The organism is Hymenobacter sedentarius (assembly GCF_001507645.1).
Classification (GTDB): Bacteria; Bacteroidota; Bacteroidia; order Cytophagales; family Hymenobacteraceae; genus Hymenobacter; species Hymenobacter sedentarius.
Genome location: NZ_CP013909.1, coordinates 604,553 through 628,726, shown reverse-complemented (window position 1 = coordinate 628,726; position 24,174 = coordinate 604,553). Strand labels below are relative to the sequence as shown.

General features: G+C 62.9%; 20 protein-coding genes. 6 read left to right on the top strand and 14 right to left on the bottom strand.

Annotated features, from left to right (window positions below):
* Positions 1 to 42: 42 nt before the first annotated feature.
* From AUC43_RS02650 to msrA, 5 genes are all read right to left on the bottom strand, one after another.
* The gene (locus AUC43_RS02650) at positions 43 to 828 is read right to left on the bottom strand and encodes an amidohydrolase (protein ID WP_068189600.1); all 786 of its coding nucleotides are present in this window, start codon (positions 826 to 828) and stop codon (positions 43 to 45) included.
* 33 nt (positions 829 to 861) lie between these two features.
* Positions 862 to 2,019 carry a methionine aminotransferase gene (locus AUC43_RS02645; RefSeq protein ID WP_233254091.1) on the bottom strand — a complete coding sequence of 386 codons (1,158 nt, stop codon included), beginning with the start codon at positions 2,017 to 2,019 and terminating at the stop codon, positions 862 to 864.
* A gap of 241 nt (positions 2,020 to 2,260) precedes the next feature.
* A complete protein-coding gene (locus AUC43_RS02640) occupies positions 2,261 to 5,905 on the bottom strand; it encodes a PAS domain-containing protein (RefSeq protein ID WP_068189593.1) in 3,645 nt (1,214 codons plus the stop codon).
* Positions 5,809 to 6,945, bottom strand: a complete 1,137-nt coding sequence (locus AUC43_RS21400; protein WP_068189590.1) for a PAS domain-containing protein — start codon at positions 6,943 to 6,945, stop codon at positions 5,809 to 5,811. Before AUC43_RS21400 ends, AUC43_RS02640 begins: the two co-directional genes overlap by 97 nt.
* 152 nt (positions 6,946 to 7,097) lie before the next feature.
* Positions 7,098 to 7,772, bottom strand: coding sequence for a peptide-methionine (S)-S-oxide reductase MsrA (gene msrA, locus AUC43_RS02630; RefSeq protein ID WP_068189587.1), 675 nt, complete (start codon positions 7,770 to 7,772; stop codon positions 7,098 to 7,100).
* 361 nt (positions 7,773 to 8,133) lie between these two features.
* Between msrA and AUC43_RS02625 the strand changes: the two genes are divergently transcribed.
* Both AUC43_RS02625 and AUC43_RS02620 read left to right on the top strand, forming a co-directional pair.
* Positions 8,134 to 8,532 (top strand): hypothetical protein, encoded by a 399-nt coding sequence (locus AUC43_RS02625; protein WP_068189585.1) that lies wholly within the window; start codon positions 8,134 to 8,136, stop codon positions 8,530 to 8,532.
* Positions 8,533 to 8,631: 99 nt separating this feature from the next.
* Positions 8,632 to 9,636 carry a fatty acid desaturase gene (locus AUC43_RS02620; RefSeq protein ID WP_068198117.1) on the top strand — a complete coding sequence of 335 codons (1,005 nt, stop codon included), beginning with the start codon at positions 8,632 to 8,634 and terminating at the stop codon, positions 9,634 to 9,636.
* A gap of 162 nt (positions 9,637 to 9,798) precedes the next feature.
* On the opposite strand, the gene AUC43_RS02615 is transcribed toward AUC43_RS02620, so the two are convergent.
* Together AUC43_RS02615 and AUC43_RS02610 are read right to left on the bottom strand one after the other, a co-directional pair.
* Entirely contained in the window at positions 9,799 to 10,350 is a 552-nt protein-coding gene (locus tag AUC43_RS02615; protein ID WP_068189580.1) for a YceI family protein, read from the bottom strand.
* Between the two features lie 112 nt (positions 10,351 to 10,462).
* Positions 10,463 to 11,800 carry a Gfo/Idh/MocA family protein gene (locus AUC43_RS02610; RefSeq protein ID WP_068189577.1) on the bottom strand — a complete coding sequence of 446 codons (1,338 nt, stop codon included), beginning with the start codon at positions 11,798 to 11,800 and terminating at the stop codon, positions 10,463 to 10,465.
* 353 nt (positions 11,801 to 12,153) lie between these two features.
* Between AUC43_RS02610 and AUC43_RS02605 the strand changes: the two genes are divergently transcribed.
* Positions 12,154 to 15,024 carry a TolB family protein gene (locus AUC43_RS02605; protein WP_068189573.1) on the top strand — a complete coding sequence of 957 codons (2,871 nt, stop codon included), beginning with the start codon at positions 12,154 to 12,156 and terminating at the stop codon, positions 15,022 to 15,024.
* 77 nt (positions 15,025 to 15,101) lie between these two features.
* Here the strand turns inward: AUC43_RS02605 and AUC43_RS02600 are convergent, their stop codons facing one another.
* Positions 15,102 to 15,482 carry a hypothetical protein gene (locus AUC43_RS02600; protein ID WP_068189565.1) on the bottom strand — a complete coding sequence of 127 codons (381 nt, stop codon included), beginning with the start codon at positions 15,480 to 15,482 and terminating at the stop codon, positions 15,102 to 15,104.
* 240 nt (positions 15,483 to 15,722) lie between these two features.
* A complete protein-coding gene (locus AUC43_RS02595; protein ID WP_068189562.1) occupies positions 15,723 to 17,054 on the bottom strand; it encodes an NAD(P)/FAD-dependent oxidoreductase in 1,332 nt (443 codons plus the stop codon).
* Between the two features lie 351 nt (positions 17,055 to 17,405).
* On the opposite strand from AUC43_RS02595, the gene AUC43_RS02590 reads away from it, so the two are divergent.
* Entirely contained in the window at positions 17,406 to 17,843 is a 438-nt protein-coding gene (locus tag AUC43_RS02590) for a DUF2141 domain-containing protein (RefSeq protein ID WP_068189559.1), read from the top strand.
* A gap of 48 nt (positions 17,844 to 17,891) precedes the next feature.
* On the opposite strand, the gene AUC43_RS02585 is transcribed toward AUC43_RS02590, so the two are convergent.
* The 4 genes from AUC43_RS02585 to AUC43_RS02570 all read right to left on the bottom strand — a co-directional run bounded on the left by AUC43_RS02585 (position 17,892) and on the right by AUC43_RS02570 (position 21,843).
* Positions 17,892 to 18,377: a YdeI/OmpD-associated family protein gene (locus AUC43_RS02585; RefSeq protein ID WP_068189555.1), complete on the bottom strand. Its 486-nt coding sequence runs from the start codon at positions 18,375 to 18,377 to the stop codon at positions 17,892 to 17,894.
* Positions 18,378 to 18,379: 2 nt separating this feature from the next.
* A complete protein-coding gene (locus AUC43_RS02580) occupies positions 18,380 to 19,630 on the bottom strand; it encodes a glutamate-5-semialdehyde dehydrogenase (protein ID WP_068189551.1) in 1,251 nt (416 codons plus the stop codon).
* Positions 19,631 to 19,632: 2 nt separating this feature from the next.
* Positions 19,633 to 20,724, bottom strand: a complete 1,092-nt coding sequence (proB, locus tag AUC43_RS02575) for a glutamate 5-kinase (RefSeq protein ID WP_068189542.1) — start codon at positions 20,722 to 20,724, stop codon at positions 19,633 to 19,635.
* A 126-nt stretch (positions 20,725 to 20,850) separates the two neighbouring features.
* Positions 20,851 to 21,843 carry an aldo/keto reductase gene (locus AUC43_RS02570; protein WP_068189540.1) on the bottom strand — a complete coding sequence of 331 codons (993 nt, stop codon included), beginning with the start codon at positions 21,841 to 21,843 and terminating at the stop codon, positions 20,851 to 20,853.
* 405 nt (positions 21,844 to 22,248) lie between these two features.
* Here AUC43_RS02570 and AUC43_RS02565 point away from each other — a divergent pair, with 405 nt between their 5' ends.
* Positions 22,249 to 22,746, top strand: coding sequence for a YciE/YciF ferroxidase family protein (locus AUC43_RS02565; RefSeq protein ID WP_157780895.1), 498 nt, complete (start codon positions 22,249 to 22,251; stop codon positions 22,744 to 22,746).
* Positions 22,747 to 22,847: 101 nt separating this feature from the next.
* Positions 22,848 to 23,552: a DsbA family oxidoreductase gene (locus tag AUC43_RS02560; RefSeq protein ID WP_068189535.1), complete on the top strand. Its 705-nt coding sequence runs from the start codon at positions 22,848 to 22,850 to the stop codon at positions 23,550 to 23,552.
* Positions 23,553 to 23,724: 172 nt separating this feature from the next.
* Here AUC43_RS02560 and AUC43_RS02555 read toward each other — a convergent pair whose 3' ends face one another.
* Positions 23,725 to 24,174, bottom strand: coding sequence for a GNAT family N-acetyltransferase (locus AUC43_RS02555; protein WP_068189532.1), 450 nt, complete (start codon positions 24,172 to 24,174; stop codon positions 23,725 to 23,727).

Here is a 24,174-nt window from a genome sequence, read left to right as displayed (position 1 = left end):
AACGTGTGAGAAGCCATTTGCCCCTCTGGCGGGTTGAGTACGCTACCTGCCGCGCAGCTCAAAAGCATCGCCGTCATTCAAAGCGGCGAACTTGGTGCGGAAATCTTCCAACTCGTTGCGGCGTAGCGTGTGGGTGAAAACGCCGGCCTGCTCGTTGGCTTCCACCAGGTAATTGCCGCGCGCATCGATTAGGGCCGAATCGCCGGCGTACTCGTGGTTCAGGCCATCGTGCCCAATGCGGTTCACGCCCAGCGCGCAGGCCACGTTCTCGATGGCGCGGGCCCGGAGCAGGGTCATCCAGGCCATGCGGCGCACGGCCGGCCAGTTGGCCACGTACAGCAGCAGGTCGTAGGGCTCGGTGGGCTGGTTGCGGCTCCACACGGGAAAGCGCAGGTCGTAGCACACCAGCGGGCAGATGCGCCAGCCGCGCCATTCCTCCACCAGGCGGGTGCGGCCGGGGGTGTACACGTGCTGCTCGCCGGCCAGCGTAAACAGGTGGCGCTTGTCGTAGGTGCTCAGGCTGCCGTCGGGCCGCACCCAGAGCAAGCGGTTAAAGTAGGCGCCGTCTTCCTGGATGATGACGCTGCCGGTGACCACCGCGTTGTGGGCGGCGGCGTGGGCGCGCATCCACGCCACGGTGGGGCCGTCCATGGGCTCGGCCAGGTCCGGGGCCTCCATGCTGAAGCCGGTGGTGAACATCTCGGGCAGCACGATGAGGTCGGTGGGGGTGGCCAGCCGGGCCAGGGCAATGTCCAGCGTGGCGCGGTTGGCGATGGCATCGTGCCAGTGCAGCTTCGTTTGGACGAAGGAAACGGTGAGGTCGGACATGGCAGGCAATTAACAAGTAACCGAGTGGGGGCGCTAGTCGCGCTGCAGGCGCGTGGCGGCGGCATCCAGCGTGTTTCGCTCTTTGGCAAAGCAAAATCGAATCAGCCCGTCGTCAAAGCCGTCGTGGTAAAAGGTGGACACTGGCACCACGGCCACGCCTTTGTCGCGGGCCAGGTGCTGCGCAAAAGCCAGGTCATTATCCGAGGAGAACGCCCCGTAGCGGGCCAGCTGGAAGTAGCCGCCGGGCACGGGTAGCAAGTCCCAGCCGGCGCCCACCAGCAGGGCGCGGAACTCGTCGCGCTTCTGCTGGTAAAAATGGGCCAGGCCGCGGGCGTGCGCATCCGTGGTATCGGCGGCCAGCACATCGGCCAGGGCATGCTGGGTGGGCGTGTTCACGGCAAACGTGACGAACTGGTGCACCCGGCGCACCTCGGCGGTGAGGGCGGGCGGGGCAATGCAGTAGCCCACTTTCCAGCCGGTGGCGTGGTAGGTCTTGCCAAAGGACGAGAGTACAAAGCTGCGCTCGCGCAGCTCTGGGTGCTGGCGGGCGCTCATACGCGGGGCCCCGTCGAACACGAGGTGCTCGTACACTTCGTCGCTCAGCACGAGGGCATCGGTGCCGGCCAGCAGGCGGGCGAGCTCGTGCCAATCCTCGGCCGTGAAAATGGCGCCGCTGGGGTTGTGGGGCGTGTTTACCATCACCAGCCGGGTGCGGGGCGACACCACCCGGCGCACGGCCTCCCAGTCGGGGCGGAAGTGCGGGGCGGGCAGGCGCACGTAGCGCGGCACCCCGCCCTGCAGCCGGATGGCCGGCCCGTAGAGGTCGTAGGCCGGCTCAAATACCAGCACCTCATCGCCAGGCCGCACCACGGCGGCCAGCACTGCATACAGAGCCTCGGTGGCGCCGGCCGTGACGGTGATTTCCGTGGCCGGGTCGGGCTCCGGGGCATCGGCCTGCAGGCGGGCCACCTGGGCGGCAATGGCGTCGCGCAGCCGGGGCAGGCCGGGCATGGGGGCGTACTGGTGGTGGCCCGGCGTGCGGGCGTGGCGCGCCAGGGCTTCCATGAGCTCCCGGGGCGGGTCGTAGTCCGGAAAGCCCTGGGCAAGGTTGATGGCACCGGTTTCCTGGGCCAGCAGGGTCATCTGGGTGAAAATGCTGACGCCAACGTCCGGAAGTTTGGATTGGAGCACGGGGAGGGGTGGTATGAGGAGTCCAAAGAACGGAAAACTCCCCTCCTTAGAAAGGAGGGGACGCTGGCGCGACGCGCCAGCTGGGGTGGTTGAATCGTTGCACGATACCCGAACGATTCCAGTACGAGTCGTTCTTTAATCGTTCAACGAATCCAACCACCCCAGCTCAACTTGGCAGTTGAGCATCCCCTCCTTATCCAAGGAGGGGAGTTTATTGTTCGTGTCTGATTATTGAGCTGAATTACAAATAAATATGGAACGTCGTGCCTTCGTCCACGGCGCTGGTGACTTCCAGCCGGCCGCCGTGGTTTTGCACGATGCGATTGACCAGGTACAGGCCCATGCCGGTGCCTTCGATATGGGTGTGAAACCGGCGGAAAAGCTGAAAGAGCTGCGGTCCAAAACGCTCCATGTCAATGCCAATGCCGTTGTCCTGCACCGTGAGGATGGGGCGGCCGGTCACGGCATCGGGGGTGCTGCTGAGGCGGATGAGGGGCGGGCGGCCGGGCGCGGAGTACTTGAGCGAGTTGCTGATGAGGTTGAAGAGCAGGCTTTGCAAGTTGGGCCGCACGAAGGTGACCACCGGGAAGGTGGCAAAATCGAGGGCAAACGTGGCGCCGGTCTGCCGCACCAGGTCTTGCAGGCTGCCAATGACTTCATCGACCAGCGGCGCCAGCACCACCGGTTCGGGGGGCAGTTCCTGCTGCTGGCGCTGGCCCCGCACAATGGCGCTTAGGTCGTCGATGGTGCCAAAAATCTGAGCCAGGGCCCGCTCAAAATAGGCGATGAGCTTGATGGAATCGGGGTCGCGGAAATACGCTGTGCGGGTCAGCTCCTCAAAGATGCCCGCCATGTTGTTGATGGGCTGCTTGAGGTCGTGCGAGGCGGTGTACACGAAGTTGTCCAGGTCCTCGTTGGTGCGCACCAGGCGCGCATTCTGGGCTTCGAGCTGCTGCTGCACCTGCTTCTGGTCGTCGATGTCGGTGCAGGTGCCAAACCACTTGATGATGTGGCCATCGGCGCTGCGCTGGGCCCGGCCCTGGCCCAAAAACCAGCGATAAACGCCGTCGTGGCGCCGGAAGCGGTACTCTATCTCGAAGAACTCGCCGGTTTCCACGCAGTGCTTCCAGCGCTGGTTGGTCGGGTTCAGGTCGTCGGGGTGAATCACGGCGGGCCAGTCGGCGCGGTCGCCGGTGGTTTGGCTCGGCACCAATCCGGTGTAGTCGTACCAACGCTGGTTGATGTAGTCGTTGCCGCCCACGCCGGTGCTGGTCCACACAATCTGGGGCACGCTTTCGGCCAGGAAGCGGAACTGCTCTTCGCGCCGCACCAGCTCTTCCTGCAGCACGCGCTGCTGGTGCACGTCGGTGTTGGTGCCGTACCATTTCAGCACTTGGCCGCCGGGGGCGCGGCGGGCCTGGGCCTGGCCCAGGAACCAGCGGTACTGACCATCGTAGCGGCGCAGGCGGAACTCGGCTTCGAAGTAGCGCTGGCTGGCAATGGCTTGGTCCCAGCGGCTCTGCATGGGGCCGCGGTCGTCGGGGTGCACAAAGTTGAGCCAGTGGGCGGCCCCGCAGCGCTCCATCGACTCGCCCACGTAAGCGGCCGTGCGGTGGTTGAAAAAATCCACGGTGCCGTCGGGCTGGGCCGTCCACACCTGCTGTGGAATGCTCTCGGCCTGAATGCGCAGTTCCTCTTCGCTGTCGCTGAGCTGGTCCTGGAGCTGGCGCAGCTCCGTCACGTCGGTGTTGGTGCCAAACCAGCGCACCACCTCCCCGGTGGCGGGGTCCCGGATGGGCCGGGCCCGGCTCAGGAACCAGCGCTGCTCGCCGTCGTGGCGGCGCAGCGGGAACGTGTCTTCCCACGGCTTACCGGCCTGAATGCACGCGACGTAGCGGTCCCGAATGCCGTCTGCCAGCGCCGGGTCGTGCACCTGTTGCCAGCCCCAGCCCTGCATGCTGTCGAAGGTGGTGCCGGTGTAGTCGTACCACTGCTGGTTGTACCAGAAAATGGCGCCCTGCGCATCGGCCATCCAAGCCAGCTGGGCAATGTTGTCGGCCAGGGCCGCAAAATCGGCGCGGCTGCGGGCCAGCTCCTCGGTGCGCTCGTGCAGCTCGTGGATTTTGATGATGGCGGCGCTGAACCCCGCCACCTGGCCGTTGGCGTCGGTGTAGGGCTGGGCCTTGGCCTGAAACCAGCGCAGCTCGCCATCCTGCCGCCGGCACCGGAAGGTGGCCTGCCAGGGCTCGCCCGCGGCCATGGCCGTTTGGGCCAGGGCTCTCACGGTGGCCCGGTCGTCGGGGGGCAGCACCCCCCATATCTCGTCCGACGAAGCGCTGGGGTCCAGGCCCGTGTATTCGAAGAAGTAAGGGTTGGTGTACGTGATTTGCCCGTTGGGGCTGAAGTTGAAAATAAACACCGGCACCGACGCCGTGATGGTGCGCACCTGCTCGTCGCGGCGGTTTATCTCGGCGGCCAGCTCCTCGGCCTGCTGGCGGCTGCGCACCCGTTCGGTTACGTCCAGCGCAAAGGCCAAAATGCCGGTGATATGGCCTTGCCCGTCGCGCAGGGCCACGTAGCTGAAGTCAAAGTATTGCGTGAGCTCAGCGGGCGTGGCCGCCGCCCCGAGCCGAGTCGGCATTTCCTTGCCCACGAAGGTTTCGCCGGTGCGGTACACGCGGTCGAGCAGCTCCACAAAGCCCTGCGCCGCCAGCTCCGGCATGAGCTCGGCCACCGGCCGCCCCAGCTGGATGCGGTGGCCCAGCAGCTGGCCGTAGGTGGAGTTGAAAAAGGTGAAGCGGTGCTCGGGGCCTTCCATGGTGGCCAGCATGGCGGGCGCCTGGTCCAGAATCTGGCTCAACTGCCGGTCTTTTTCTTCTAGGCGGCGCTGGGTGTCGCGCAGCTCGTGCACGTCCAGCAGGTAGCCGTAGCGCTGCCGGAGGCGGCCGGCGGCGTCCAGCTCCGGCACGGCCTCCGTCATAAACCAGCGGTACTGGCCGTTGGCCCCGCGCAGGCGCACTTCGATGCGGCCCAGCCGGGCAAAATTGATGCTTTGCCGAATCTCAAACCGGGTTTTTTCCTGGTCGTCGGGGTGCAGGCGCTCGGCCCACACCATGTCCACCTCGTCCCAGTCGCCGCCGGGCTTCTGGCCCGTGAAGGCGTACCACTGCGGGCTCATGTAGGTGGTGCGGCCGGTGGCGTCGGTGGTGAAGGTGATGATGGGCAGTACTTCGGCCTGGCGGCGCAGGTGGCGGTCGGCGGCGCGCAGGTCGGCCTGCAGCCGCTCGGCCTCCTGGCGGGCCAGCACCTGCTCGGTCACGTCGACCCCAAAGGCCAGGATGCCGGTGGCCGCGCCGTGCCCGTCGCGCAGCAGCTGGTACGTGAAGTCGAGGTACACCTGCCGGAGCTCGCCGCTGGCTGCGTCCAGCACCTGCAGGGGCATGGCCCGGCCCTCAAACGTTTTGCCGGACTCGTACACCGTGTCGAGCAGCTTCACAAAGCCCTGTTCGGCCACTTCGGGCAGGCACTGGGCGGCGGGCGCGCACACGCGCGGCCGGTGCCCCATCAGCGCATCGTAGGCGGCGTTGGTAAAGGTGAAGCGGTGGTCGGGGCCGGCCACGGTCGCAATCATGGCCGGGCTTTGGCTCAGAATCTGGCTGAGCTGTTGGTCTTTGGCCTGGAGCTGGAGCTGGGTTTCGTGCAGGTCGTGAATGTCGAGGTCCGAGCCGAACCACTGCCGCGAGCGGCCGGCGGCTTGCGCCTCTTCCAGTGGCTCGGGCACGCCCTGGCTCATAAACCAGCGGTACTCGCCGTCGTGCCGGCGCAGGCGCAGCTTGTAGCGCCAGGGCGTGCCGGCGGCCAAGGCGGCCTCGTACTTCTCCAGCACATTGGGGATGTCGTCGGGGTGCAGCCGCGCCATCCACTCCCGGTCGAGGTCCTCGGGGCGGTGCCGGTGTAGGCAAACCACTGGGGGCTCACGTAGAGTACCTGCCGGTCCTGGTTGGTGATGAAGGTGATGGTGGGCAGGCTCTCGGTCACGCGGCGCAGGCGCTGGTCGGCGGCCCGGGCATCGGCCATCAGGGCCTCGTTGCGCTGGCGGGCCTGTACTTGCTCGGTCACGTCGAGGCCATAGGCCAGCACCCCCGTGCCCCGCTCGCCGTGTAAGGGCAGGTAGCCAAAGTTGTGGTAGTACTCCTGCAGCTGGCCGGTGGCCGGGTCCAGCAGCTCGGTGCGCTCTTCGTGGCCGAACAACGGCTGACCGCTGTCGCGCACCTGCTGGAGCATCTGCAGGTAGCCTTGGGCCGTTATTTCGGGCATGCTCTCGGCCACGGTGCGGCCCAGGGCCGCGCGCGCGCCCATGGTGGCCCGGGCCTGGGCCGAAAGAAACGTAAACGCCAGGTCGGGCCCCTCCATCGTGCTGATGGTGAGGGGAATCTGGTCCAGGATGCGCTGGATGCGCAGCCGCTGGTCTTGCAGCTGCGCCTGACTGTGGGCCGTGCGCAGCTGCGTCGTGACGTCCAGCAGGCGCAGCAGGAGGTAGCGCAACTCGCCCAGGGCCTGGCCGTCGGCCGCTGGGGCGTGCACCGGCTGCAGGGTGGCTTCCCAGTACGAGGGGGCGGCCGCTGCGGCTTTCGATGGTATTTCGCCCGCCCATTCCGGCGTGAGGACTTGGGCGGCGCCCGAGGCCTGGGCCGCCCGCAGGCCCGCGTCCCAGGCCTCGGGCGGCATTAGGATGCTGCCGGTGGCCTGCAGCGCCGCGGGCAAGGCGGCCAAGGGCTGGCCCACCAGGTCCGCTGCGCCGAGCAGGGCGGCCAGGGCCGTATTCTGCGCCAGAATGGTGCCGTCGGGTGCCAGCGCCGCAAACGGGGTGGGCAGCGCGGCAAACAGCAGCTCAAAGTCTAGGGCACGGGGCGCGGAAGGGGACATACGGGGCGAGGGCAGCGAAACGCCGCAAGCGGTGAGCGGCTTCTGTTTTCAAAGATACTCGCCGGCTTGGGTGCGTGGGGGATTAGCCCAAAAAAGCCCCGGCCAGGGCGGCCGGGGCTTTCGGATTCTGGGCTGCACGGGCAGGCTGGCGCTTACAGCGGGTTCTTCAAATCTTTGGGGAAGGCCTTCTGCACGTGCTCGACTTTGGGAGCCGATACGTGGGCGATGTAGGGGTTTTCGGGGTGCAGGCGGTAGTAGCCCTGGTGGTAGGCCTCGGCCGGCCAGAACTTCTGGAACGGCACCACCTGGGTCACTATTTTGCCGCTGTATTCTTTCGATGCATTGACCCGGGCAATGGTGGCCTCCAGAATTTGCTTTTCTTCCGGCGTGCGGTAAAACGCCACGGAGCGGTACTCGGGACCCGCGTCGGGGCCCTGGCGGTTGAGCTGCGTGGGGTCGTGCGAGGCCGTGAAGAAGATGTCAGCCAGCTTTTGGTAGCTCACCAGTTTGGGGTCGTAGTAAATCTGCACGGTTTCGGTGTGGCCGGTGGTTTTGTCGGCTACTTCCTCGTAGGTGGGGTTGGCTTTGGTGCCGCCGGCGTAGCCGCTCACCACCTGCTTCACGCCCTTTATCTGCTCAAAAGCCTCCTCCTGGGCCCAAAAGCACCCCCCGGCAAAGGTGGCTATGGCCAAGCCTTTCAGGTTGGCCGGGGCAAAGCCGGCGGTGGAGCGCGGCGGGTTCTGAGCATCGGCTGGCTGCTGCGAGCCGCACGCAACGGTGAGCGCCAGCAGGCATGCGCTGGCCAAGGATTTCAATCGATTTTTCATGGAAAAGAGAAGACAGAAATAGTGCCGAAACCGGCGGTTTTGCGGAGGTAGACGCCCGCCGGAAGTAAACCTTTCACCGCAGCCAGCGCCTCAGTAATTCTATACGAAGTAGGCCGCTGTCTGGCTTGCGTTACAGGTAGCGACACAAAAAAGTAGCCGTTAATAATGTTCAGCTTTAGGAGGCCCTAACCTGTTTATTTGGATAGCTTTTTGGGTTATGCTTTTTGCTTTGTACGTATAAATGCGTATCGAAAACTGCCTTTGTAAGTATTGAGTGGTATATTAGGCAAGTATCTCGGGCTTTTCTGTATCCTTTGCTACGTATTAGCCGTAGCAGGCCGCACTGCCCTAATCCGATGCTATGTCTTTGCAAACGCTACACGAATCCCCTCATCTCACCATTGCCTACGACCACCTGAATGAATGGCTGCATGCCGACTGGACGGGCGACCAGAACCTGATGAGCGTGCAGGACGGATGCCAGGAAATGCTGCAGTTTATGGTGGAGCATCGGAGCAGCAAAGTGCTAAACGACAACACGCGCGTGACCAGCATGTGGAGCGATGCCTCGGAGTGGGGCGGGCGCGAGTGGTTTCCGGCCATGACGGCCGCCGGGCTTAAGTACTTTGCCTGGGTATACTCGCCCAATGTTTACAGCCGCCTCAGCACCGACCTCATGCTGCAGTTCACGGCCGAAGGGCCGGTGGTGGCCACGTTCGACGACATGGAGACCGCCCAGGAGTGGCTGAAGCAGATGTAGGTAACCATCCCTCCCGGGCCTGAACCTATTTGCTGTATTTTTGTCTGAAAGCCTACCTGCGTGCGGCTGCTCTCTGCCGCGCCCGTTTTTCAGCACTTTATGGCCCCAGCTCCTACCGCTTTCACCGTTGCCACGGCCCCCGAGCCCCACCGCGGGCGCACCCGCCAAATCATCCGGGCCCACCCCGAGGTGAAGCAGCTCATGGCGCGCAACCCCGCTACCTTTCTCATTGGGTTGGGCTGCGTGGCCGCCCAGGTGGCCTTGGCCTACCTGCTCCGCCACCAGGCCTGGTACTGGACCATCCCGGTGGCTTATTTGGTGGGGGCATTTTTCTCGCACACGCTCTTCGTGGTCATACACGAAGCGGCCCACAACTTGGTGTTCAAAAGGCTGTGGCAAAACGTGGCTACTGGTATTGTGGCCAATTTCCCGTCGATTTTCCCGACGGCCATCAGCTTCAAGAATTTCCACATCAAGCACCACGTCTTTCAGGGCGTGCACGAACTTGACGCCGACCTGCCCGACTGGTATGAGGCCAAGCTGATTCACAACTACAGCATCGGCAAGGCCATCTGGCTGTTTTTCTTCCCGTTGTTTCAGGTCATTCGCACGGCGCGCTGCCGCGAGGTGGCCACCATCGACCGGTACGTGGCCGCCAATATTGTAGCCCAACTGGCCTTCGACGTGGCCGTGGTATACTTCTTGGGCTGGACGGCGCTGCTCTACCTGTTCCTGAGCTTCTGGTTTTCGGTGGGGCTGCACCCGCTCGGGGCCCGCTGGATTCAGGAGCACTACCTTACCCTCAGCCCCGAGCAGGAAACCTATTCGTACTACGGCCGGCTCAACGGCATCAACCTCAACGTGGGCTACCACAACGAGCACCACGACATGCCCAGCATTCCGTGGAACAACCTGCCCAAGCTCAAGCGCGTGGCCCCCGAGTTCTACGAGCCGCTGCTGGCCCACACCAGCTACACCAAGCTGTTTTTCATGTTCTTGTTCGACCAGGAAATCAGCCTTTACTCCCGCATCATGCGCAAGGAGCGCGGCACGGCCACACTCAAGGACCAGAGCGTGCCGGACCAGGAGCTGCTGTCGGCATAGCCAGAGTTACCAGTAACAAAAAAGCGGCTGCCCGAATGGAGCAGCCGCTTTTTTGTTTTGTAATGCTGACGAAGGAAGCATCTTCTCACGTCCGGACGAATCGTTCAGCGGGGATAAGATGCTTCCTTCGTCAGCATGACAGACGTTAGCTAAAAGCTATAATTACGCCTGCTTCACGAACTGTACGTTGATAATCAGCTTCACGTCGTCGCCGAGCACGATGGAGCCGGCTTCGGTCACGGCGCCCCAGGTCAGGCCGAACTCTTTGCGGTTGAGTTTGCCGGTTACCTCGAAGCCGGCCTTGTGGTTGCCGTAGAAATCGACGGCTTCGCCGCCAAATTCGGCCTCAAGGGTCACGGGCTTGGTCACGTCTTTCATCGTGAGGTTGCCGTTGAGCTTGTAGGTGTCGCCGCTTTCTTTTACGAACGAAGTCGACTCGAACTTGATGTGCGGGAACTTGGTGGCGTCGAAGAATTCATCGCTCTTCAGGTGGGCATCGCGCTGCTCCTGGTTGGTGTCGACGCTGGCCACGTCGAGCGTGAACTCAATTTTGGCGTTTTCAAACGAGTCGCCTTCGGTCTGCATCGAGCCCTGGAAGGTTTTAAACGAACCCGTAACGGTGGAAATAACCAAGTGCTTGATTTTGAACTGCACTTCGGAATGGGTGGGGTCAAGTACCCATTTGGTGGCGGTGGTGGTTGCGGTCTCGGACATGGGGTGAAGCTTGAAAAGGTGAATGTTGGGTGCAAAGATAACAAATGTTGCTACATAAAATGTTGGTACATCAATTATCGTTGCTGCGTAAACGCCGCCCGTCTCAGAAAGTTCAAACGCCCCGCGTGCCCGAGGGTTTTAAGGTAGTTAAGTCGCCGATTTTTATGGGTTTGCCGCTGTCGATGCTGTGGCGGGCGCCGATGCCGATGAGGCAGGCCATGGCCCCATCGCGGGTGCCGGCGGCCTGGCGGTAGGGGTCGTGGCCATCGGGGGCGAAGATTTGCTTGCGCAGGCGCACGTCGCCGCCGCCGTGGCCTTCCTCGTTGTTGGGAATGCGAATCAGCTCGCGCTTGCCGAAGCTGGTGGTGAGCTGAATTTCGTCGAAGGGCTCTTCCTCCCACGGCTGCTTTTCCTTAATCCAGGCTTCGAGGCGGCCCTTGGTGCCGTTGAAGGCAATGCGGTAGCCCTCGTAGGGCGAGTAGGTGGTGAGCGAGTAGCTCACTTGCACCTGGTTGGCATACTTGATTTGCACGGCCATCTTGTCGAAAATGTCGATGTCTTCGCGCCACACGCAGCCGTCGCGGTGGTAGCCGTCGTACTGCTCGTTGTCGGCGTAAATGGCCATCAGGCGCTTGTCCTTGGTCATGTCGAAATAGAAGGCACACTTGTCTTTGTGGGGGCAGGGGCGGCAGTGGGTGTGCCGGAAGGCGTTGTTCTTGCCGTAGAAATTGAGCTGGCCGTAGGCGAATACCTCCTCCGGGTCCGATTCGAGCCACCAGTTCAGCAGGTCGAAGTGGTGGGTGGCTTTGTGCACCAGCAATGAGCCGCTGTTTTGGCGCAGGCGGTGCCAGCGGCGGAAGTAGTCGGCGCCGTGGTGCACGTCGAGGTACCAGTGGAAATCGGCCGATTCAATCTTGCCAATCACGCCCGAGCGCAACAACTCGTAGAGCTTCTGGCGGTGCGGCGAGTAGCGGTAGTTGAAGGTCACTTTCACCTTCTTGCCGGTGCGCTTTTCGGCGTCGAGAATCTGCTGGCACTTCTTCTCGTCGGTGGTCATCGGCTTCTCGGTCACGATGTCGGCCCCGTACTCCATACCCTTCACAATGAATTCGTTGTGGGTGGCATCTACGGTGGTTACGATGAGGACATCGGGCTTGGTTTCCCGCATCATCTTGTCGAAGTCGGTATAGGTGGGGCAGCTCACGCCCAGCATCTTTTTGCCGGTGGCCACGCGGCCGGGGTTGATGTCGCAGAGGCCCACAAACTCCATGCTGTGGCCGTGTTCGGCCAGTACGGGCGTGCCCCACATGCCCAGGCCGCGGTGGCCGGTGCCCACCATGGCCACCCGTTTCTTTTTGGCCGGGGCCAGCGCCGAGGCCAGCGCGTGGTTGGTGAGCAGCGAGCCGGCCAGCGCCGTGCCGGTAAGCTGCGTAAATAAGCGGCGTTCCATAGGATGGGAATTGGGATGGTTTCGGCCCGTAAGTTGGTCGCATCCTGGGAGAAAATTGGCAGGTTGGGCTGACTATAATTGCGCAATCGATGCCGGAACCTGGGGTAGGAGAGGGAAAAGCAGAACCTTATGCTCCTGCGCCGCTAGTCGTGTTCCCACTCGTCTGTCATGCTTCACGCCGGTTGTCATGCAGAGCGCAGCGAAGCATCCTATCCCCGCTGAACGAATTGTTCGAACGTGATAAGATGCTTCGCTGCGCTCTGCATGACAGACGTCGGGATTAGTTGCAAGGTAGAGATGCTTCGACAAGCTCAACATGACGTTCTTTAGGGCGTGATATTCTTGTAGCTGTTATGGGTCGTTTGTTGCTAGGCGGGCTGCTAGGCCTGTCGGGGTTGAGCCAGATTCAAGCCCAAAGCCTTCCTGTATTGAGTCAAAATCCGCCTTCCCTGCGCTGGCAGGAGGTGCGCACGCCCCACTTCCGAGTGCTGTATGCGGGCGGTATCGACACGGCGGCCCAACGCACGGCCGCGCGGCTCGAGCAGTTGCACGGCCCCGACGTGGCCACGCTCGGGGTGAGCCCGCGGCCAATCAGCGTGGTGCTGCAAAACCAGACCACGGTCAGCAACGGCTTTGTGACGTTTTTGCCCCGGCATGCGGAGTTTTTCACCACGCCGCAGCAGGGCCTGGACCTGGGCACCCTGGACTGGCTCGACGGCCTGGCCGTGCACGAATACCGGCACGTGGGCCAGTTTGAGAAAGCCCGGCAGGGGATAGGCCGGGTGCTGGGCCCGCTGCTGGGCGATGGCGCGCTGGGCGTGGCGGCCGTGGGCGTGCCGCAGTGGTTTTTTGAAGGCGACGCCGTGGGCACCGAAACGGCCCTCACGCGCAGCGGGCGCGGCCGCATCCCCAGCTTCGACGTGGGGCTGCGGGCCAACCTGCTGGCCGGCCGCCGCTACTCCTACCAGAAGGCCGTGAATGGCTCCCTGCGCGACAACGTGCCCAACTGGTACGTGCTGGGCTATTTTATGACGTCGTACCTGAAAACGCATTACGGCCCGGCCGTGTGGTCCTCGGTGCTCGACCGCTACTACCGGTTTCCGTTTTATCCGTTCTCGTTTTCCGATGGCATCCGGCACAGCACCGGCCTGCGGGTCGAGCAGCTCTACGACCGCACCATGGCGGAAATTGACTCGACCTGGCGGGCGCAGCAGGCAGCCCAACCCGTCCGCACGCCGGTGCGGGCGCTGGTTGCTAATTCGTCCGAGAAAGTATTCACGCGCTACCAGTACCCGCAGTACGTGACTGACAGCACCGTGCTGGCCCTGAAGTCGGGCCTCGACGATGTGCCGCAACTGGTGGTGCTGAGCCGGCACGCGGCCGAGCGGCGCGTGTTTGTGCCGGGCCAGCTCAACATTCCCGAAATGCTGTCGGTGAACGGGGGCAAGGTGGTATGGCCCGAATTTCAGCAGGACGCCCGCTGGGGCCAGCGCATCGCCTCGGAGCTGAAGGTGCTGAACCTGGCCACCGGGCAGCTTACCCGCCTGGGCAAAGGCGCGCGCTACACCGCTGCCGCCCTCTCGCCCGATGGCCGACGCCTGGTGGCCACGCGCACCGATGCCGGCTACCACCACGCCCTGGTTGTCCTCGACGCCCAAACCGGCGCCGAAATTCAAACCCTGCCCAACCCCACCAACGACTTCTACCAGCAGCCCCGCTGGCACCCCGACGGCCGCCACGTGGTGGCCGTGACGCTGAGTGCCGCCGGCAAAACCATCGTGGTGCTCGACCCCGCGACTGGCACCACGAAGGCACTACTGCCCGTAGCCAATGTGAACCTGGCCAACCCCCAGCCCTGGCGCGATTTCGTGCTGTATAATTCCTCGCAGTCGGGCATCGACAACCTGTATGCCGTGAGCGCGCGCACCGGCCAGACCTACCGGGTGACGTCCCGGCCGCTGGGGGCCTATCACGCGGCGGTGTCGCCCGATGGCCGCTCGCTGGCTTTTCACGACTATCAGGCCACGGGGGTGCGGGTGGTCGAAATGCCGCTCGATTCCACAGCCTGGGTGCCAGTGCCTACCGCCAAGGCCGATAAAGTCGGCCCCTACGCCGAGGCCCTCACGGCCCAGGAGCCGGCCGGCCAACTCGTGCCGCGCCTGCTGAGCCAGCCCAATTCGGAGGCGCCGCACTACGGCGTGCAGCGGTATTCGCCGCTGCGGCATGCGTTCAACCTGTTCAGCTACGGGGTGGTGCAAAGCCCCACGGGCAACGCCGTGAGCCTGGGCGTCCGGTCGCAGGATTTGCTCAACACCACCCAGGTCTTTGCCGGCGTGGGCTACGACCAGGTAGAGCGCACCGCCAGCGTGGTGGGGGCCGTGAGCTACCAGGCCCTCTACCCCGTGGTGGACGTGGACGTGACCTACGGCGGGCGCGATGCCGCCGTGCTCTACCGGGGCAGCACCGTCCGCGACCAATGGCGCTATACCCGGCTCACGGCGGGCCTGCGCCTGCCGCTCAACCTCACGCATTCTAAGTTTTTCCAGGCGCTGTCGGTGGGCACCTACTTCCTGCACGAGCAGGTGTACGACTACGACCTGCCCACCCGCAAATACTACGAAACCGGCCCCAATCAGCCCCTGAACGCCATCCAGACCACCGTGAGCTATGTCAATCAGCTCAAGCGCAGCGCCCGCGACGTGGCCCCCCGGCGGGGTGGCACCTTCCTGGGCACGTGGCGCACCACGCCCTTCGGTACCGGGCTGCAGGCCCGGCAGTGGGCGGCGCAGGGCAGCGTGTTTTTGCCGGGCCTGGCCAAGCACCACGCCCTGCGGCTGCGGGCCGGCTACCAGTGGCAGGACCAAGCGCAGTACCAGTTTGTGCCCGCCGTGTCGTTTCCGCGCGGCGAGGGCTACACCAGCTTCAACCACCTGCGCGTAGCCAGCGCCGACTACAGCCTGCCGCTGGCCTTCACGCACTGGGAATTGGGCCGCCTGCTCTACGTGCAGCGCCTACGGGCCACTTTCTTTGGCGACGTGGCGCGCGGCAATGACATCCGCGGCACCATCGGCCAGCAGAATTACCGCAATGTGGGCGTCGATGCGCTGGTGCTGTTCAACGTGCTGCGCCTGCGCACGCCCATCGAGGCCGGCGTGCGGGTGGTGTACAGCTCCACGCTGCGCCAAATGGTAGTGGAGCCGCTGGCATTTGATATCCGCCTCTGATGTGGCGGACTAGCCACTTACGAAAACGCCCGGCCAACTTGGTCGGGCGTTGTGGTTTACAGGGAGATGCAGCAAGGTTAGTGCGTAGCGCCGTCCTTACAGCTGGTAACCGAGAGGTTGCTCAGTACGAAATGGGGCACCGGCAGCGGGGCACTGTTGGCGGTGCAGAAGCGGGAGACCGTCTGCTGGCTGGGGTCGTTGCGGTACGTGAAGTAAACGCGCTGGCCCACTTTGCTCAGGCTGCTCAGGTCAGCAAAATTGACGGCGGCAATGACGTTGGTGTAGTTGCCGGTAGGTTTGCCAATGGCCGAGGCCGCGTCAACGTCAATCAAAATGCCATCCATGCAGGCATCGCCCACCACCACGCCGGAGTAGCAGGGCACCGCCGAGTCGCTGTGCTTGCAGCTGAAAACGGTGAGGGAAAGCAAGGCGAAACCCAGGGCTGGCAGGATGCGCATAAACTGGAAATTGGATAGATAATGATAGTGTGAAGCCGTATTCAAGTTCTTTGACCGGCGCCCGAAAGCGAAGGTTGCGTACGCCCCAACAGATTCCTTGAGACACGGTAACGCTCCCTACTTGTTCAGATTGCGCCAACATTGTTCCGGCCAAGGTCAAGGCCGCTAACCCGTTTGGCGCAGTGGAGTTGACCTGAGCCGAGCCCCGGCCGTAAGCAGCTGGCTTGAGCTAAAACCTGCCTACACAATCGCCTTTTCCACCACTTCCTGCTCCACCAGGGGCTTTCTGGTCTTGCCAAGGATGTAGCGCAGGCCCTTATCCTGCGTGACGTAGTTCCAGCCCCAGGTGAAAAATACCGAAAGGCGGTTGCGAAAGCCCACCAGGGAAATGATGTGGATAAAGCTCCAGGCCAGCCAGGCCATGAAGCCCCCCCAGTGGTATTCTTTGCCGAAGAGTATCACGTCGGCCACCGCGTGGTTGCGGCCGATGGTGGCCATGGCACCTTTGTCGTCGTACGTGAACGGGAGGGGCGCTTTGCCCACCAGCAACCGGGCAATGTTCTGCCCCAGCAGCCGGCCCTGCTGCAGCGCGGGCTGCGCCACCATGGGATGGCCTTCGGGGTAGGCCGGGCTGCGCATGGCGGCAATGTCGCCGATGGCAAAGACGTGGTCGTGGCCCAGAATGCGGCTGTATTCGTCCACGCAGTAGCGGTTGCCGGGCAGCAGGCACTCCGGGGGCAGGCCCGCGAGCGGCGCCCCCGTGACCCCCGCCGCCCAGATGAGCGTGCGCGTGATGAGCTGCTTGCCGGTGCTTAGCGTGACCGTGAAGCCATCGTAGGATTTCACCCGCGCCTCCAGCCACACCTGCACCCCAAATTTCTGCAGCGACTCCAGCGCCTCCTGCGAGGCCTGAGCCGACATGCCCTTGAGCAGCACCGGCCCGCTCTGCACTAGGTGAATGTCCATTTCCTTAAAGTCCAACTCGCGGTAGTCTTTGGGAAAGACGTGCTTGCGCAGCTCGCTCAGGGCGCCGGCCAGCTCCACGCCGGTGGGGCCGCCGCCCACTATCACAAAATCGAGCAGGCTGTTGATTTGCTCCATGTCGCCGAGCTGCAGCGCCTGCTCGAAATTCGACAGCACGGTGTTGCGCAGCTCAATGGCATCTTCCACGCTTTTCAAGGCAATGGAATGCTTGGCCATTTGCGCATCGCCAAAATAATTGGGCTCGGCCCCGGTGGCAATTACCAGGTAGTCGTAACGCACCCGCCCAATGCTGGTTTCCACTACCTTGGCGGCCGTGTCCACGGCCTGCACTTCGGCCAGCCGGAAGTAAAAGTTCTCCTGCTCGCTCAGAATTTTGCGAAACGGCGAGACAATGGAATCGGCATCGAGCCCGGCCGTAGCTACCTGATACAGCAGCGGCTGAAACGTGTGGTAGTTCTGCTTGTCGATAAGCACTACCTGCACCGGGGCCGTGGCCAGCGCCTTGGCCAGCTCCAGCCCCGCAAACCCGCCGCCCACAATCACCACGCGCGGCTTGCCGAGGTCGTCTATTTTGGTTAACCCTTCCATTTGGTAAATATGTGCGAATAGTGGAGATGAGCCATGAGAAATGGCAAGAACGACCAACTCCCCTCCTTACCAAGGAGGGGACGCTCAACTGCCAAGTTGAGCTGGGGTGGTTGTGGGCGTTGCACGATGGAAGCACAATAGCAGAACGACTTGGGCTGGAGTCGTTCGGGTGTCGTGCAACGGCTCAACCACCCCCGCTCTCGCCCTTGGCTCGAACATCCCCTCCTTGCTAAGGAGGGGAGTTGGTCGTTCTCAAGGTTATGGTGCAGCTGCTCGGTTCGAACTCTTTTCGGCGCGCTGGGCGTTTGGCCCGTACTTATAATATTACTTCTCACCTTACGCCTCCCGCTTATGAAAGTGCTGTCGCTTTGCTCCTTGTTGATTGGTAGCAGCCTTTTGGGCGCCGCTACGCCTCCCGTCGAAACCGAGCCCGTAACGGTGGTCGTATCGTCGCTGGTGTCCAGCACCTCCACCGTAAAGCTGTATTTCTACAACACCCCCGAGGGGTTTCTGAAAAGCGGGAAATGGGCGTTTTCCAAGACCGTGAAGCCGGAGGGCAAGCGGGAGTTTACGTTGCCGGTTGAGCTACCCAAAGGAGAATGGGCCGTGGCCATCACGCAGGACCTCAACAACAACGACAAAATCGACAAGAACTTCATCGGCATCCCCACCGAGCCCTACGCGTTTTCGAACAACGTACGCCCCACCGTGGCCGCGCCCAATTTCAACGAGTGCAAATTCACGGTAGAAGGTCCAGGGAAAGTTGTGAGCATCGTGCTCAAGGATTAAAGCTCAGCATGACGGGCTTTTTTACAGAATGATTTTTAACTAGTCTACTCAATCTCCTCGAAACGGGTGCAGCCCCCGGCCCAGACGCTCGACCAATTGCACGGCGCGGCGCACGCGGGTCTCGCGTTGCTTGGCCTCGTCTACCAGCCGGACCATGGCGCGGCGGTGCGAGCCGCTATAGTTATTGAAGGCCGTTTCGGCCTCGGGCCAGGCGGCGAGGGCTTCGGCCAACTCGTCGGGCAGGTCCACGTGGTCGGGGTTCGGGTCCGGCTCAATGGCAACCACCAATTCCTGGCCCAATGCTATGCCCACGACGCGGCACACGTCCTTATTCAGCATGAGGTAGCGCCCGCCGCCTTCCAACGGCAATAGGCCCAGCCGCAGCGCCTGCCCGCGCACGGTGCAAATCACCCGCTTGGCTGCCTTGCCGCCCAGCTTCTCCAGTACCTCGGCCGGCACCACGATGGTTTGCGTGGGCATGAAGCTGGGGCCGCCCGGCTCCAGCGTAGCCCGGAAAGTAATGGAAGTACTCATGCTTAGGAGGTTCTGATGTGGCCATCGCCGCGCACCAGCCACTTGTAGCTGGTTAGCTCCTGCAGCCCCATGGGGCCGCGGGCGTGCAGCTTTTGGGTGCTAATGCCGATTTCGGCCCCCAGCCCAAACTGGGCACCGTCGGTGAAGGCGGTGGAGGCGTTGGCATACACGGCGGCGGCATCCACGGTGCGCAGGAACGTGTCGATGTGCGCCGCATCTTTCGACACAATGGCTTCGCTGTGGCGCGAGCCGTGTTGGGCAATGTGGTCCATGGCCTCATCGAGCGAGCCCACGGTCTTTACGGCCATTTTCAGCGACAAGAATTCCGTACCGTAATGCTCTTCCGAAGCAAGGCTGAGCAGGGCAGCCGGGTAGTGGGCCGCCAGCGAGGCGAGGGCCGGCGCATCGGCAAACAGCTCCACCCCGGCTGCGGCCAGCGGGGCGAGCAGCTCGGGCAAATCCGCGAGCCGGCTGGCGTGCAGGAGCAAGCAGTCGAGCGAGTTGCACACGCTTACGCGACGGGTTTTGGCGTTGTGGATGATGGCCTGGCCCTTATTTAAGTCGCCGGTTTCGTCGAAGTAAGTGTGCACGATGCCCGCCCCGGTTTCAATCACGGGCACGCGCGCATTTTCCCGCACGTAGTTGATGAGCTGCTGGCTGCCGCGCGGAATCAGCACATCAACGTAGCCCACGGCCGCGAGCAGGGCGGCCGTGGCGGAGCGGTCGAGCGGCAGGAGCGTGGCCACGGCGGCAGGCAGGCCGTGGCGCTTTAGCACGGGCCGGGCCACTTCCAGCAGAGCCGCATTAGAAAAGGCCGCGTCTGAGCCGCCCTTTAGCAGGCAGGCGTTGCCGGTTTTCAGGCACAGCGCCAGGCTATCGAAGGTTACGTTGGGCCGGGCTTCGTAGATGATGCCGACCACGCCGAGCGGCACGCGCACCTTGGTCAGGTGCAGGCCGTTGGGCCGGTCGGTTTCGGAGATAACCTGGCCCAGCGGCGTGGGCAGGCCGGCCACGTTGCGCAGGTCGTCGGCCATGCCGCGCAGGCGCTCGGCGGTGAGGCGCAGGCGGTCGTGGCGCGGGTCAGTGGCAGGCATCTGGGCCAGGTCCCGGGCGTTTTCGGCCAGCAGAAACGGCGTTTGGGCTTCGGTGGCGTCGGCCAGGTCGCGCAGTAGGGCATCAGTAGCAGCCGGCGCGAAGGCCGCCAGCGCATGGCTGGCCTGGCGGGTGGCTTCAAAGATTGGGCGCAGCTCCACGGTCAGGCAAGGTTAGGGGTGAGAAACAAATAGTCGTAGTGCACCAGCGGGCGCTGGTGCTGCTGGCCCAGGCGCTCCAGCGCTTTGTCGGAGCCGTATTCGGCAATGCCCAGGCCCAGCAGGTGGCCCTTTTCGTCGGTGAGGCGGATGATGTCGCCCTTGCGAAAGGCGCCTTCGATGGCCAGCACGCCCACCGGTAGCAGGCTGCTGGCCTTGCCCGCGGCGGTGAGGGCCGCCACCGCCCCGGCATTTACGCGCACGGCGGCCTTGGCCGAGTCCTGGGAGTTGGCTAGCCACTTCTTCTTGCCCGAGGCGGTCTTGCTGGGCCGGAACCAGGTGTGCGCCGCTGTCTCGGCCAGCACGGCGGGCAGGATGTCGGCCGTTTTGCCGTTGGCAATGTGCACGCTGATGCCCAATTTGGCCACCTTGTGCGCCATGTGGCACTTGGTGAGCATGCCGCCGCGCCCAAACTGCGAGCGTTGGGCCGTCACGAAATTGGCAAAGCCGGTGGCCGTGGGCGCAATCTCGCGCAGGAGCTGGGACGTGGGCAAGCGCGGGTCGCCGTCGAAAATCCCGTCCACATTGGTTAGGATTACTAGGGCGTCGGCGTCGAGTTGCGCGGCAATCAGCCCGGCCAGCTCGTCGTTGTCGGTAAACATCAGCTCCGTCACGGCGATCACGTCGTTCTCGTTCACAATTGGGATGACCTCGCGCTGCAGCAGCTCCTGGAAGCAGTTGCGCATGTTCAGATAATGCTGCCGGTCGCGGAAGTCCTCCTTGGTTACCAGCACCTGGGCGCACAGCAAGCCGTGGCGGCCAAACAGCTCGGCGTAGGTGCTCAGCAACTTTACCTGGCCCACGGCAGCCAGCAGCTGGCGCCCGCGCACGGCATCAGTCTTGGCAGGCAGCGTAATCAGGCTGCGCCCGGCCGCCACCGCCCCCGACGATACCATGATAACCTCCATCCCCTGCGCCTTCAGCCCGGCCACCTGGGCCACCAGCTGCTCCATGCGGGCCAGGTCAGGCAGGCCATTGTCTTGGGTCAGGACGTTGGAACCGATTTTGACGACGAGGCGGCGGTAGGCGAGGGGCATGGCCCAAAGATAAACCCCACCCCCCGGCCCTCGCCGCTTGATGCGCGGAATCCGGTGGGGAGGGGTGCCAGACGACAGTTAATCCAGAACTTACCCCTCCCCGCCGAGGAAGGGCCGGGGGTGGGGTTAAGCCGGCTGCAGCGCCGCCAGTTGCTTATTAATAAAATCAAGCTCCTCAAACGACAATTGCAGGTCAATGGCTCGGGCGTTCTGCACGGCCTGCTCGGGGTTGCGGGCGCCCACCAGCGCCACCGTGATGCCGGGCTGCGCCAGCGTCCAGCGCAGCACGAGCTGGCCCAGGGTGACGTTTTTGGTTTCGGCCAGCGGCCGGATTTTGTTGAGCATGGCGTTTACGCGGGTCACACTTTCGGGGGTGAAGAGGCGGTGTCCCCGGCGCAAGTCGCCGTCGCCGAACTCCTGGCCGGGCTTCATCTTGCCGGTGAGCAGGCCCAATTGCAGCGGGCTGTACACCAGAATGGCCTTGTTGTGCTCCATGCAGAAGGGCACCAAGTCTTGCTCAATATCGCGGCGCACCATGCTGTACGGCACCTGGTTGGAGGCGATGTTCAGGGTTTTCTCGGCTTCCTGCATCTGGGCCACCGAGTAGTTGCTCACGCCGGCGGCACGCACCTTGCCCTGCTCGATGAGGCGCATCACGGCCTCCATCGTTTCGTCGATGGGAGTGGTCACGTCGGGCCAGTGCTGCTGGTAGAGGTCGATGTAGTCGGTGCCGAGGCGGCGCAGGCTGTCTTCGCACTCCTTGATGATGCTGTCGCGACCCGCGTACTTGTACACGTCGAGGTCGTGGCCGTTGTTGTCCTTGGTTTTCATGGCGAAGTCGCCCTTGGCCAAGTCCCAGCGCATGCCGAATTTGGTGAGGATTTGGACCTTGTCGCGCGGCAGGCTTTTGATGGCTTCGCCCACGATTTGCTCGCTGAAGCCCATGCCGTAGACCGGCGCCGTGTCGATGCTGGTTACGCCCAGGTCGTAGCTGGCGTGAATGGCGCCCACGGCGTCGTTTTGCTCGGTGCCGCCCCACATCCAGCCGCCGGCGGCCCAGCTGCCGAACGTGATGCGCGAAACGGCGACGCCGGAGGTGCCCAATTCTTGATATTCCATGAGGGAAAGTGAGGTCGAGTGAAGGAAGCTGGCCGCTCCGGAAGGGGAGCGGACAGGGCAGCTAACTGCCGTTTCGGGCCGAATGTTGCGCCCCGCGGGCAGCCTCGGCCGTGGCCGGCCCCAAGCTGTACGGCAGGCAGAAAATAAATCTGACGCCCAAAGCCTAAGAAAAAAGCCTTCAACCCGTGAGTTGAGCTGTCGTAGGTAAATGAATCATCATCATAATTAACAGGCAATTATCACGATTAAAAATTGACGGCTTTCGCGATTTGCAGCCCAACGAAGCAGACGCCGTGGGCGCCTCAGCCCTGGCGAACCGCCCGGCCAAATAGAACGGGCGCTGCCTTGGTGGTCGGCCGCAAATCGGAAGCTCTTTTTCATTTCCCACCCTTAATGCTCTATGCCATGAATCAATTGCGAACCATGCGCGACCTGCTCGTGCACGACATTCAGATGATGTACAGCGCCGAGCAGCTGGGCCTCGAAGGCCTAGCCACGCTCGTGGAAAACACCAGCGAACCCAGGCTGAAGGCGGCCTTCGAAAAGCACGGCGTCGAAACCCGGCGGCAAGTCGCCCGCCTGGAGCAAATCATGGACCTGATGGAGGTCAAGCCCAGCCGCGAGGTCTGTTCGGCCATGAAAGGCCTGCTCACCGATGCTGAGAAGCTGATGCGCAAAGAATCCACGCCCCAGGTGCTGGACGCCATGCTCCTGGCGGCCGCTCAAAAAATGGAGCACTACGAAATTGCCTGCTACGGCACGGCCGTGCGCATGACCGAAGACATGGGCATGACCCAGGCCGCCGAACTGCTGCGCCAGACGCTGGAAGAGGAAAAGAAAACCGACGAAATTCTCAATGAGATTGCCAAGCTTCGCGTGAATGTGAAAGCCGAGATGATGTAGGTGCAGAGATTGAGCCGGTTGGGCTGATGCCAGGCTAACGAATAAACTTTTTCCAGGGCTTGGATTGTTGTACCTACATCAATCCACTTGGTTACCCTACTATGAAAGTTGAAATCTGGTCCGACATCGTTTGTCCCTTCTGCTACATCGGCAAGCGCCGCTTCGAGCAGGCCCTCGAAAAATTCCCGCACGCCGACAACGTAGAAGTGGTGTGGCGCAGCTTCGAACTCACCCCCGACTACCGGCCTATCCCCGGCCGCAACGTGTACGAGTCGTTGGCCGAGAAGAAAGGCATTCCCGTGGCGAAGGCCAAGGAAATGAGCGACTATATGGCCGACATGGCCAAGGAAGTGGGGCTGAAGTACGACTTCGATAACGCCGTGCCCACCAATACTTTCCTGGGCCACCAGCTCATCCACCTGGCGGCCAAACACGGCAAGCAGGGCGAAGCCAAAGAGCGCCTGATGGCCGGCTACTACCTCCAGGGCCAGGACCTGAACGACGTTGACACGCTGGTGAAGCTGGCCACCGAAATCGGCCTCGACGCCGAAGAAGCCCGCGCAGCCCTCCTCAATGGCACCTATGCCGAAGAGGTCCGGCACGATGAGTACCAGGCCCAGCAAATCAACGTGCGCGGCGTGCCCTTCTTCGTGTTCGAAGACAAGTACGCCGTCTCGGGTGCTCAGCCCACCGAGCTTTTCAGCGAAGTGCTGGAAAAAGTGTGGGACGAATTCCAGCCCACCAAACCAGCTCCGATAATGGTAGCCGACGGCCCCGCCTGCGGGCCCGACGGCTGCGAGATTTAAGCGACTAGCTTACACCTGAGTCAAGCTTAAAAAGAACGTCATGCTGAGCGCAGTCGAAGCATCTCTACCGCAATGCTAAAATCAATTAGTTGCGCGGTAGAGATGCTTCGACTGCGCTCAGCATGACGTTCTTTTTATTGATTTTTGCGCTGGTTTAGGTAGACCAAATATTTTACGCCCGCACCATGGGGATATGCGGAATGCCGTCTTCCAGATACCCCTCGCCGTGCTGCACAAACCCGAAGGCCTGATAAAAGCGCTCGAGGTACTGCTGCGCGCCAATTTTGATGGGCTGCGGCCCGTACAGCACTTCGCAGTAGGCAATGGCTTGGCGCATAAGTTCCTGGCCTAGCCCGTGGCGGCGGTGGGCCGGCGACACGGCTACCCGCCCAATGGCCACCTCCTCGTAGCTCAGGCCCGCGTCGAAGAGGCGCGCATACGCCGCGAGCTCATTGTCCTCGGTGTAGCCCAGCAGGTGGTAGGCTTGGTCGTCTTGCCGGTCGAGGTCCTGAAACGGGCAGTTTTGCTCTACGACAAAAACTTCCACGCGGAGCCGAAGCAGCTCGTAAAGCTCGGTGAGGGTGAGTTCGTCGTAGGGTTTAATGGTCCAGCTGAGGGTCAT